The sequence below is a fragment of the Deltaproteobacteria bacterium genome (genome assembly GCA_019310525.1).
GTDB lineage: Bacteria > Desulfobacterota > DSM-4660 > Desulfatiglandales > HGW-15 > JAFDEE01.
In genome coordinates this window covers 38371-49639 of sequence record JAFDEE010000036.1, presented here as the reverse complement: position 1 = coordinate 49639, position 11269 = coordinate 38371, and the positions used below count along the sequence as shown (strand labels likewise).

At 53.0% G+C, this 11269-nt stretch carries 9 protein-coding genes; 6 read left to right on the top strand and 3 right to left on the bottom strand.

Annotated features, from left to right (window positions below):
- The 5 genes from JRF57_08700 to JRF57_08680 form a co-directional block, all read left to right on the top strand.
- A partial coding sequence (locus tag JRF57_08700) for a peptide ABC transporter substrate-binding protein (protein ID MBW2303775.1) occupies positions 1-523 on the top strand: 523 nt, incomplete at its 5' end.
- Positions 524-621: 98 nt separating this feature from the next.
- The gene (locus JRF57_08695; protein MBW2303774.1) at positions 622-1638 is read left to right on the top strand and encodes an ABC transporter permease; all 1017 of its coding nucleotides are present in this window, start codon (positions 622-624) and stop codon (positions 1636-1638) included.
- 56 nt (positions 1639-1694) lie between these two features.
- Positions 1695-2531 (top strand): ABC transporter permease, encoded by an 837-nt coding sequence (locus JRF57_08690; GenBank protein ID MBW2303773.1) that lies wholly within the window; start codon positions 1695-1697, stop codon positions 2529-2531.
- A gap of 4 nt (positions 2532-2535) precedes the next feature.
- Positions 2536-3492 carry an ABC transporter ATP-binding protein gene (locus JRF57_08685; GenBank protein ID MBW2303772.1) on the top strand — a complete coding sequence of 319 codons (957 nt, stop codon included), beginning with the start codon at positions 2536-2538 and terminating at the stop codon, positions 3490-3492.
- A 3-nt stretch (positions 3493-3495) separates the two neighbouring features.
- Complete coding sequence (locus tag JRF57_08680) at positions 3496-4476, top strand: ABC transporter ATP-binding protein (GenBank protein ID MBW2303771.1); 981 nt, start codon at positions 3496-3498, stop codon at positions 4474-4476.
- 103 nt (positions 4477-4579) lie between these two features.
- Here JRF57_08680 and JRF57_08675 read toward each other — a convergent pair whose 3' ends face one another.
- The 3 genes from JRF57_08675 to smc form a co-directional block, all read right to left on the bottom strand.
- The gene (locus tag JRF57_08675) at positions 4580-4972 is read right to left on the bottom strand and encodes a hypothetical protein (protein MBW2303770.1); all 393 of its coding nucleotides are present in this window, start codon (positions 4970-4972) and stop codon (positions 4580-4582) included.
- The gene (locus JRF57_08670) at positions 4973-5272 is read right to left on the bottom strand and encodes a hypothetical protein (protein MBW2303769.1); all 300 of its coding nucleotides are present in this window, start codon (positions 5270-5272) and stop codon (positions 4973-4975) included. It lies immediately after the preceding gene.
- A 329-nt stretch (positions 5273-5601) separates the two neighbouring features.
- Entirely contained in the window at positions 5602-9168 is a 3567-nt protein-coding gene (gene smc / locus JRF57_08665) for a chromosome segregation protein SMC (GenBank protein ID MBW2303768.1), read from the bottom strand.
- Between the two features lie 315 nt (positions 9169-9483).
- Here smc and JRF57_08660 point away from each other — a divergent pair, with 315 nt between their 5' ends.
- Complete coding sequence (locus tag JRF57_08660) at positions 9484-11235, top strand: LysM peptidoglycan-binding domain-containing protein (protein ID MBW2303767.1); 1752 nt, start codon at positions 9484-9486, stop codon at positions 11233-11235.
- Positions 11236-11269: the final 34 nt, after the last annotated feature.

The following is an 11269-nucleotide window of genomic DNA, read 5'->3' as shown; positions in this document are numbered from 1 at the left end:
ACTGCTCGCTTCCAAGGGCTACAACGAGAAGAACAAGTTCACCTTCGACCTGTGGTACACCCCGAGTCATTATGGGGATACCGAGGTGGACCTGGCTGCGGTCCTTCAGAAGCAGTTTGAGGCCACCGGGGTGATGAAGGTCAACGTGAAGTCAGCGGAATGGGCAACTTACAGGGATCAGTGGCACAACAAGCAGATGCAGTCCTATCTGCTGGGATGGTATCCGGACTATATCGACCCGGATAACTACACGGCTGCATTCGCCGGAACCGCCGGTTCCGCCGGGATGGGGATCTATTTCTCTGATCCCGAGTGGGACAAGATCCTCACCCAAGGTCAGACGGTCCCGGATATGAAGAAGAGGGAGGAGATCTATAAAAAGGTCCAGGAGATGTGGGCGGTTGATGTTCCTACCTGTCCGATCTTCCAGGGCACCCTTTACGTATTCACCCAGAAGAACGTCCATGGCGTCAAGCTTTCCCCGACGCTGCGGTTCAATTACGATCCTTTATTCAAGGAGTAACGGGATGAAAAGCGAGAGCCGGGGCCATAAGGCCCCGGCTCTCGACATATTGGCCGGATCCGTTGACGAATGGATATTGATATCTATCACGGAGTAATATGAGGAATTTACTTAAATACATAATCGCCCGGACCCTCATGACCATCCCCATGGTCTTTATTCTCCTGACGATTGTCTTTGTCGTGATTCGCATCATGCCCGGTGACCCGGTGTCCACCATGCTGGGAGGGCACGCACCTGAGAGCGTCATTGAGCAGAAAAAGCATGAACTGGGTCTGGATCGTCCCCTGGCCGTTCAATATGTGAACTACCTGTGGCAGATATGCCGTTTGGACCTGGGCGATTCCATGGTCTTCAAACAGCGGGTGACAAAGGCTATTGCCGAGAAGCTTCCCGCTACTCTTGAACTCACGGTGGCCGGGATGCTGATCACCCTTTTGCTGGGGGTGTTCACGGGCGCATACGCGGCGGATAAGAGGCGCTCCACTCAGGACTACATGTTGCGTTTTTACGGTATCGTGATTTATTGCATCCCTGTCTACTGGTTGGGTCTCATGCTGCAGTTGGTCTTCGGCGTCTGGCTCGATGTGCTGCCCATTGCGGGCAGGACGGGACCGAGGGTCTTTGCATCGGTTTTCGAGAAAACAGGATTTTACATCGTGGACACTATCCTGATCAGGGACTGGGCGGCTCTCTGGGATGTTCTTATTCATCTCTTCCTCCCCGCAGTGACCCTCGGTCTGGTTCTCTCGGGGATTTTTCTGCGTCTTACCAGGGCGAATATGCTGGACGTCCTCCGTTCAGATTACATCCTGGCCGCCGAGGCACGGGGGATCAAGCACAGGATCGTGGTTTACAAGCATGCACTCAAAAACGCCTTCATTCCCATCCTGACCATGATGGGGCTGCAGTTCGCCCAACTCATTTGTAACGCCCTTCTTACGGAGACCACCTTCTCATGGCCCGGCATGGGGCGGCTCCTCATGGAGAGGATTTACCTTAGAGATTATCCCACCATCCAGGGTACCATCGTGATTTTCGCCCTGTTGGTGGCAACCATATCTCTCATCGTGGACATCATCTATGCCATGGTAGACCCGAGAATTCGATACTAGGAGACAAGATGAGATTTTCACCTGCAGCGGGACTGGGAAATCTCCTTCGGAGATTCATGGCGCAAGGTAAGAAGTATGGAGTGGAATGGTGGGTGATGGTCATCGGGGCGCTCATCGTTCTGGCCATCGTCCTCATGGCCCTTTTCGCCCCGGCCATAGCGCCCTTCAGTCCTTATGACCAAAATACCGGGCCGCAGCTATCGCCGCCGAACGATGTCCATATCATGGGGACGGACAACCTCCAGCGGGATGTCTGGTCTCGCATGGTGTTCGGCTCTCAGACCATCCTCCGGGTAGCGGTGCTTGCCGCGGTTCTTTCATCCACCGTGGGCATCACCTTCGGCCTGATTTCCGGATTTATCGGCGGGAACTTCGACCGGGCCTTTTCGTTGGTGATGGATTCCGTTTATTCCTTCCCGGGTCTCATTCTTGCCATCGCCTTTGCGGCGATGCTGGGTCCGGGTGTGATCAACATCACCCTGGCGGTGGCGGTGATTTATATCCCCACTTATTTCCGCTTGGTCCGGGGGCAGACTCTCTCCATCAAGGAGGAACTCTATGTGGAGGCTGCAAGGGCCATCGGAGCTACGAATAAGGTCATCCTTTGGAAATACATCTTTCCCAACGTCATCGCCACCACCGTAGTCGTGTTTTCTCTGAACATTGCGGACGCCATCATGATTGAGGCGGCGTTGACTTATCTGGGGTTGGGGCTTCCTCCATCTGTAGTGGACTGGGGAATGGACCTGGCCATGGGGAAGAAGTTCCTGCCTTCAGGTCAATGGTGGATGATCACCTTTCCCGGGGCTATGATCTCTCTTCTTGCCCTTGGTTTCACCATGCTTGGAGAGGGGTTGTCCGAGATATTGAATCCGAGACTTCTGGAGCGATAAGAGGATGAAGACAATCCTTGAGATAAAGAACCTTCATGTTCATTTTCCAATCAATATCGGTACGGTCCGTGCGGTCCAGGGGGTTGATCTCGAACTGAGACAGGGAGAGGTGATGGGCCTGGTCGGAGAGTCGGGTTGCGGGAAATCGACCCTTGGATTTTCGATCCTGAGGTTGCTTCGCCCCCCCGGTGAAATCGTGGAAGGGGAAATCCTCTACCATGGCCGAGATATCGTCAGTATGAGGGAAAAGGATCTTTTGACGCTTCGCGGAAACAATATTTCCATGATATTCCAGGATCCTTTGACCTCATTGAACCCTCTTTTCAGAATAGATGAGCAATTCATCGAGGCCCTCAAGACCCATAACCCGCAGATCAGCAAAGAGGAAGCCTTCGATAAGGCGGCGAAGGTGTTGGAGAGCCTGGGCATTTCCCCCGAGAGGCTCCTGGAATACCCTCACCAGATGTCGGGTGGAATGCGACAGCGGATCATGATCGGTATGGCCCTGGTCCTGGACCCGGATCTCTTGATAGCAGACGAGCCCACGACCTCCTTGGATGTCATTGTGGAGGCCCAGTTCCTGGATCTTTTGAATGAACTGCGCAAGCAATACGATCTGACCATTCTCCTCATTACACACAATCTCGGGATAGTCGCCCAGTTGGCGGATCGAATAACGGTGATGTATGGGGGAACGATCGCGGAGACCGGTGTTACGGAGCCGCTTTTCGAAAATCCGATGCATCCTTACACAAAGGGACTCCTGGCCTCCATCCCCAATATCAAATTGGATCAGCCCGAGCTTCATACTATGGAAGGATCGCCCCCGGATCTGGTTGATCCTCCATCGGGATGCGTCTTTCATCCACGATGTCCGCAGGTGATGGATATTTGCAGGAAGGAGAGGCCGAGGGCCTTCAGGAAAGATGATCGTATTGTGCGATGCTGGCTTTACAGGTGATGAATGATGACGGAACTGCTCAAAGTAAAAAATTTAATAAAGCATTTTCCCCTTCAGAAAGGATTTCTGGACAATCTCCTGGCCAAGGAAAAAAAATTCGTCCGGGCCGTGGATGGTGTCTCCTTTTCCATTCGGAAGGGTGAGACCCTTGGATTGGTCGGAGAGAGCGGTTGCGGGAAGACCACGACGGGAAGGCTTATTCTGCGCCTCTTGGAACCCACCTCAGGAGAGGTCGTTTACGGAGGAAAGTCTATTTTTTCCTATTCAAGAGTGGAAATGCAGAAGATGCGGGAGAAGATCCAGGTTATTTTCCAGGATCCATACGCATCCCTGAGTCCGCGCATGACCATCGGCAAGGCCATCGGGCATCCCCTTATTATTCACCACCTCGCCCACAACACGGAGGCCGAGCACAAGGTTATGGATATCATGGAGAAGGTGGGATTGGAACCCGCCTCTTTCCTGTATCACAAATATCCGCACCAGATCTCGGGCGGCCAGCGCCAACGAGTGGTGATCGCCAGGGCCCTTGTAACCAATCCGGAATTTGTCGTCGCAGACGAACCCATCGCCATGGCTGACGTTTCAGTCCGATCCATGATCCTTGAACTCATGATTCGGCTGAAAGAAGAGTTCGATCTGACCTACCTGTTCATTACCCATGATCTTGCCACCAGCAAGTATATCTGTGATCGGGTGGCCATCATGTATCTTGGAAAGATCGTGGAAATCGGCCCCCTCAAGGAAGTATTCAAAAATCCGGTTCATCCCTATACTTCCACATTGCTGGCAGCGGTTCCCGTGCCCGATCCCAGGTTCCGGAGGACCCATCCTATTCCTAAAGGCGAGATTCCCAGTCCAATCAATCCTCCTCCAGGTTGCCGGTTTCACCCCAGATGTCATCGTGCAACACCGGAGTGCAGCCAGGCCGAACCAGAATTACGGGAGGTCGGAAAGGAGCATTGGGTAGCCTGCAATCTATAAGTGGAAAACACCTGGGGAGGAAGAGAATCCACCCACAAACCATTGCTTTTCCAGGAGCCGGGATCCCGCTAAAAAACAAATCTCGGGAAACAACTTGCACTTTTCAGGGACTTGCTTTTCCCGGTACGGTGCTTGTCGGGAAGATGGGTTTCATCCCCAGGTCCCTATCCGGATAAAGACCATGTGGGCTCCCGCTGTGACAGCCCGGCCAACACCTTATCCGGTAGTAACGCATGGGCTTATCAGGGATGGCTCCATCCCCGGGGTACCAAACACCTGGAGCGATGGGGTACTTCCATTCTTTGGCGGCCGGGAAGGGCTCTATACCAGTGGCTGTTGCCTGGCCAGCCTGCTTTTCCCCAACGCCTTCATGAAGAACAATTTCCTGGTTTGATTCCTTCTTTTCCTGCGGGCCCTGCTGGCTGTTGCGGATCAGGAATCCCGCAATGACGGCCAGGCATACAAGACCGATCACCAATAGATAATACCGCATCATTCAACCTCCTTTCTTGAGACCTTTGAAAAAGCCCCCTTTTGCCTGATCTTCCGCCCTCCTCACGACTACGTACGGCATGACAAGCCCGCCAAACTGCTGGCGGGCAAGCTGCATCAGGCTCAAAGCGGGAACTTGCCCGGAGGATGGAAAGTTATCGCTACGGTGTCGCTGGCAGAAGAAAAAGATCCGAAGTTTGATTAAATTGTACAATAATTCCTGTTGATCTTGCAATCGGTAATCCTGGAGTCGTTGAAAACCAGCAACCACCGGCAGAACCGGTGATTGCTGATCAGTGTCCATCCATAAACGGCCCTTTTCCCCAATCTTCCGCCTTCGCTAAGGCTACGGCGTGACAAGCCCGCCAAACAGCGGCGGACAGGCTGCGTCAGGCTCAGATTTTAATCCTCGAAATACTTCAATGTATGTATGCCTGTCCCGCTTGGCATACCAAGCGGGGCGTAGGCCTTACGGGCCGGAGGCTTGACCTTGAACAAAATTGCCTATTTATGGATGGAAACTGATTAATAAACTCCTCGGAATCCCGTCAGATTGAAAAGGGTTCCGGGTGAAAAGATCGAAACCGGGGGCGGTAAGGTGGGGTTATTGGATATTCAATTCGGTTTGAGTGATCAATTGTCACTGCGGAACTTTTCAAGGTTCACGGAGACCAGCTTGGACACTCCCTTTTTCTCCATGGTTACACCGTAAAGCCTGTCGGCGATCTCCATGGATTTCCTGCTGTGGGTCACCATGATGATCTGAGAAAACTTTCCGATTTCCCTCAGGAGGTTGTTGAAGCGATCCACGTTGGCTTCGTCCAGAGGAGCATCCACCTCATCCAGGAGGCAGAAAGGACTCGGCTTGATGAGGTACATGGAGAACAGGAGGGCCATAGCCACCAAGGCCTTTTCCCCTCCGGAAAGCAGCCCCATATGACTCAACTTCTTGCCCGGAGGTTGGACCTCAACAAGTACTCCGCTTTCCAGCGGCCTGGTCTCGTCAACGAGTTTCAGGGCAGCCGTTCCACCGTTGAAAAGGATCGGGAACACCTCCTTCAATTTTTCATCCACCTCCCTGAAAGTCTTCATGAATTTTTCCAGTGAGGTCTTGTTGATTTTCCGGATGGCCTGGTTCAAGGAGTCCATGGACCGGAGCAGATCGCTTTTTTGCTCGACTATGAATTGGTGTCGTTCCTTGAGGGCTTCGTGTTCCTGGATGGCCGTGAGGTTCACCTCTCCCAGCCTTTCCTTGAGTCGCTTCTGGTGTTCAAGCCTTTCCTTGGTCTCAGAAAGAGAGAAGTCCTCCACCAGATGGGATCGATAGGCTTGAGGAAGGTCCAGATTGAACTTTTCACGGCAGGACTCGACCAAGGCCTCGATCTTGAACTTGATTTCCGACTGTTCCATCTTGGCCAAATGGATTTTTTCCTTAACCTCTTCCAGGAGTCCCCTCAGTTCTTCCGACTTTTTTTCTTTATCATGGATTTTGCTCCAGAGAATGTTCCTTTCACGTTCGGCAGCGCCGACATTTTCTTTGGCATCTTCCAGCTTAGTATAGAGCCTACCGAGTTCTTCCCGGAGAACCTCTTCGCGAACCGTGTATTCCTTGAATCTCCTGATACTCTCGGAGATTTCGTCTCCGATCCTGTCAATCCTCTCTTCTGCTTCAAGGGTGAAATCGTCGATGCGTTCAACCTCTCTCCTCAGGCCCCTTTCCTCCTCCCCTATGCGGCTATGTGATGTCTTCAGACCGGAGAGTTCCTCCCGGTAACGGTCCAGTTCCTCTTCGCTCTCCCTCAACTCAAATTCCTTTTCATGGAAAAAGGCTTCTTCCTGTTCCCGGATCTCCTTACACTGTTCCAGCTCCGAATGGATTTTTTCAAGGGCCTCCCGGTGGCGGTTTTGTTCCCTGCCCTTCCTCTCCAGTTCCTCCAAGATGCGTTCAGACAGCCTTTCGAGTTGATCCATTTCGTGGCTCAATCGGAAGTTTTCCTTGTCCAGATCCGTGATTCTTTCCTGACAATTGGACTTCTCTTGGGTCAACTCTTCTAATAGCTCCTGATTTTTTTCGATTTCAATGGAGATATGGCCTAAACGATCTTCAAGATCCCTTTTGGATTTTTCCAGGGTATTTACCTTTTCCTGAAGCTCATGGATCTCCCTCTTTCGGCCGAGGATTCCGCGGGAGGAATTGGCCAAGGCCCCTCCACTGATAATCCCCGAGGCGTCCACCATGTCCCCGTCCCGGGTGACCAGGCAGTGATCCTTTCCGTTTGCGGACCATTCCGCAACAGCCTGTTCCAGGTCTTCCACGAGCACGGCGTTGCCAAGGAGTATGTCCGCCAGCTTTTTGTACTGCTGCGGAACGGAAACAAGATCACGCAGGAGCGGGTGTCCGTTTTTACCTTCTGTGAGTCCGTTTCCCTTCAGTTCTGCTAGGGGCACGAAACTACTCTTTCCACGCTTCTTTTCCTTGAGGTAATAGACCGCCTCTTTTCCGTCTCTCTGGCTTTCCACGATTACGTACTGGAGCTTGTCTCCAAGCACGGACTCGACCGCCTGTTCGTACTCCGGAGGTACCCCGAGGATGTCAGCCACAAGTCCGATGATTCGGCCTTCCCTGTGGGCTTCAAGCTCTGAGGCCTTCATAACGGTGCGCACCCCGATCTTGAATCCTTCGAAATTTTCCGACATAGACCGAAGGGTCGCCAGCCGCGAACCGTACCGGTTGAGGTCCGCATCGATAACCCGAAGTTTGGCCTCCAAATCCTGTCGGAGCCGGGTTAATTCATCTACCTCTTCCCTTTTGCGCTCCAGGTCCTGTTCGATGGCCTGGAGCTTTTCCATGAGGGCCTGTCGCACCTCGGCCTTTCGCTCTCCGGCCCGGGCGACGGTCTCGAGTTTGCGTTCGATCTCCTCCTTTTCTTTTTCAAGTCTAGTGCGGCTGTCGGTGATTTCCCTTATCCTGTCATTGAGATATCCGGATTCCTGGGCCAGGCTCATCTCCTTGGAGGTGCGGGAATGAACCCTGGTCCTGGCCTCTTCGTAGACTTCCCTTGCCTCCTTGAGAAGTGCCTGCCTCCCTTTGATCCGTTCTTCCAGTGTGGAAATCTGCTCCTCCAGTTCGTCGGAGGCCCGGCGGACGCCTTCAATCTTTTCAAGGATCCGCTCCCTCTCTTCCCGAAGCCGGGTCAGCTTTTTACCCAGTTCTTCCCGTTCTTTCTCCAGGCGGTCTTTCATCTCTTCCTGCATCCGCTTTTCGATCGCCATGGATTCAAGGGAGGCCTCTTTTTGGTGGACCCGGTCTTTCAGTTGGAAATATGTCTCCTTGAGCCCTGAAATTCTTTTGTCTTTTTCCTCCAGTTCAAGGCCCATGGCCTGGAGACGGGCCTGGATTCCCGAAAAAGCCGTATTCAAGGAAAGCTCTTCCCGGACGAGTTCTTCGAGGGATTTGCCTTGATCCCCTGCCTTCTGGGTCAAGTCCTGGTAGGCATGGGCGCTGAGGATCAGTTCGAGGCGCTGGATCTCTCGGCTGATCTCCTTGTAACGCCGGGCCTTCCCTGCCTGGCGCTTAAGGGATCTCATCTGCCTCTCCACTTCCACCAGGATATCCTCCACTCTCTGGAGGTTCCCTTTCGTCAGCTCGATCTTGCGGCGGGCCTCTTCCACCTTTTTCTTGTACTTGGTGATCCCGGCAGCCTCTTCCAGCATTGCCCTGGTCTCCTCGGGCCGCTGTTCAATGATGTCGCTGATTTTCCCCTGTCCTATGATGGAGTAAGTCCGGTTTCCCAGCCCCGTGTCCATGAATATTTCCTGGATATCCTTGAGGCGGCAGGGAACATTGTTGAGCAGATACTCACTCTCTCCGGACCTGTAAAGCCTCCTTGTAACAGAGAGTTCGGTTTGATGGGAAAACTCCGGGGGGAATGACCCGTCCCCGTTTTCGAAAACGACCGAGACCTCCGCCATTCCAAGGGGCTTGAACCCATCGGCCCCTCCAAATATGACGTCCTCCATATTACGGCCCCTGAGGAGCTTGGCGCTTTGTTCACCCAGGGCCCACCGGATGGCATCCACGATATTGCTCTTGCCGCTTCCGTTGGGTCCGACAATCGCGCTCAATCCATCAGGGAAGGTGACTTCCTGCCGATCCATGAAGGATTTAAATCCAGTCATGAAGATCTTCTTGATTTTCATGAACTTTCCTCCCTGCCTACGGAAAAACTTGTTCCTTCAGGCTCTCCATGAATACCAGATGAGAGGACTTTTGTAAAGATTAAACACCATATGCTGTATATTTGAATTTCAGGTAAACCATATCTAGTATAGTTTCCTTCTCCTTGAGAAAAGCGTTGACACCCTCCAGGAGGACTCATTACACTGGTTTCTATCCATAAATGGCTCGTTTGTCCGCGCTTAGCGACGCTCCCCACTGCCTGAATACATATTTATCGGTGGACATTACACCAGCGGGGGCGGCACAGGAAACCGAAAAAAACCGGATCATTCCCCATGGCAAAGAGACTGAGCCGCTTATTGCTCATCTGCCTTATCCTGCTGGGATCCCCCTATCCGGTGCAATCCCAGGAGGGATCCGAGGATACTTACTCCATTTCCCTTGTCCAGACGGCCGAGGAGGACAAGGAAATCATTGAGGTGGAAGGGAGAAAGGTCCTTGCGGAGACTTATCAGGTGAAAAAGGGGGACCATCTCTGGCAACTCTTAAGGGAGAGAGGCCTTCTGGAAAAGAGAAACCTTTCCGAGATCCTGGCGCTTTTAAAAAAACTCAATACGTCCCTCTCGAATCTGGACATGGTATATCCGGGCCAGGAGATCATCATCCCCTTGACCGTCACACCCGTCAACGCCGGCTCTCGAACCAGTCCCAAGTTGCCTCCGGAAACGCCGATCTCCCTTGAAGACTTGAAGGATCTCCCCCTTGAAAACTATACGGTCCGTCCAGGGGACAGCCTCATCAAGGTGATCAAGAGACGCTATAATATTCCCCGCAGGCAACTATACAATGAATACCTTGATCTGGTGAAGAGGCTGAATCCATCCATCCGTGATCTCAATCGTATTTATCCGAATCAGAAACTCAGGCTCCCGGTCTATTCCCCCCAGGTGGTGCGATCACCCGTTCCGAGTCGGCCTCCGGAAACCAAGAAGCCTCCAGAAATCCAGAAGGAAAGTACCCGGGAAGATTATTCTCAGCTCGCTCTTCAACTGGGCGCCGTCTTTCGTGAGATGGGCGAGGAGTGGGTGGATTCCGGGCAACATTTCATCCCCTTGAAATCCGGGGGACAGGTGGAGCTCAATGCCGCATCCTTTCCGATCATCAATCTGGCGAACGGCCATCGGGTCATCCTGGATCTAAACCGTGAGCTTCCCTCTCGAATGGCCCAAGTTATTGAATCCAACTGGAAAAATTACAAGGTCCTGAGCCTCCCATCGGGCGAGAGCCTGAGAGGCGCCCTTGAGAAGATTTTGCCCTTTTGCGGATACACGGAGGTCAAGGAGGGAGGCGAACCCCTTGAGATCGGTGGGGATCTTCCCGTGCGCGTCACGGCCGACTGGATTATCAAGACGGGTGCAGGCTCCAATGGTGAGGCAGCCCAGATCATCGCCCTGGCCCTCCTTGATGATCAGACCCCGAAGGTGCCTCTGGAGGTGAAAAGATATCTGAAGGGATTGGGAATCCGGTATGTCGAGTACCCTTCCGAGGAGGCGGCGAGTGCCGGGGAAGAATCCCTTCCTCCGCAGGAGACATTGCCTGGAGGGGATACCCCGGGGGATCTGGTCGCTTCACTGTTGGAATTGACCGGACATTCATATTCCAGGGATCTGGAAATTCCCGTTTATCAGGACAAGGGGACTGATTTCAATGTGAAGATCAAGGCGGATTTTTTCCTTAACATTGCCGGAAAGGATTCCATCGTGGATCTCTCTGACCTGGGTGGAGAGATCCTGACTCTCCTTAAAGATCATGGTTTTTCCGTCCTGAGCCTGCACGACGAAAAAGATCCGGGTGCCTTGGTCTCGAAGACGCTGGCTTTCCTTGGGACTGCCTTTGATTCATCGCCCCATACCTTCCTGACGGCAGAGCGTACCGACCGGAGGAACATCCAGATCACCGTGCCGGGGATCACTTTTCTTGGACAGTCAGGTGAAAGGATCCTGGCCACGCCTGTGAACCTGCCAGGCGATATCACCGATTTCCTGCGGAAAAAGGGCTACCGAGTCCTGCGTTTGCCCCGGTTTTGACAGGAAAGATCTTCCCCCAGGGTTAAGTCTTAGG

Excerpts from the sequence above, each read along its gene's own strand:
- JRF57_08695 (MBW2303774.1), top strand. The coding sequence starts at position 622 with ATGAGGAATTTACTTAAATACATAATCGCCCGGACCCTCATGACCATC.
- JRF57_08690 (MBW2303773.1), top strand. The coding sequence starts at position 1,695 with ATGGCGCAAGGTAAGAAGTATGGAGTGGAATGGTGGGTGATGGTCATC.
- JRF57_08685 (MBW2303772.1), top strand. The coding sequence starts at position 2,536 with ATGAAGACAATCCTTGAGATAAAGAACCTTCATGTTCATTTTCCAATC.
- JRF57_08680 (MBW2303771.1), top strand. The coding sequence starts at position 3,496 with ATGATGACGGAACTGCTCAAAGTAAAAAATTTAATAAAGCATTTTCCC.
- JRF57_08675 (MBW2303770.1), bottom strand. The coding sequence starts at position 4,972 with ATGATGCGGTATTATCTATTGGTGATCGGTCTTGTATGCCTGGCCGTC.
- JRF57_08670 (MBW2303769.1), bottom strand. The coding sequence starts at position 5,272 with ATGGACACTGATCAGCAATCACCGGTTCTGCCGGTGGTTGCTGGTTTT.
- smc (MBW2303768.1), bottom strand. The coding sequence starts at position 9,168 with ATGAAAATCAAGAAGATCTTCATGACTGGATTTAAATCCTTCATGGAT.
- JRF57_08660 (MBW2303767.1), top strand. The coding sequence starts at position 9,484 with ATGGCAAAGAGACTGAGCCGCTTATTGCTCATCTGCCTTATCCTGCTG.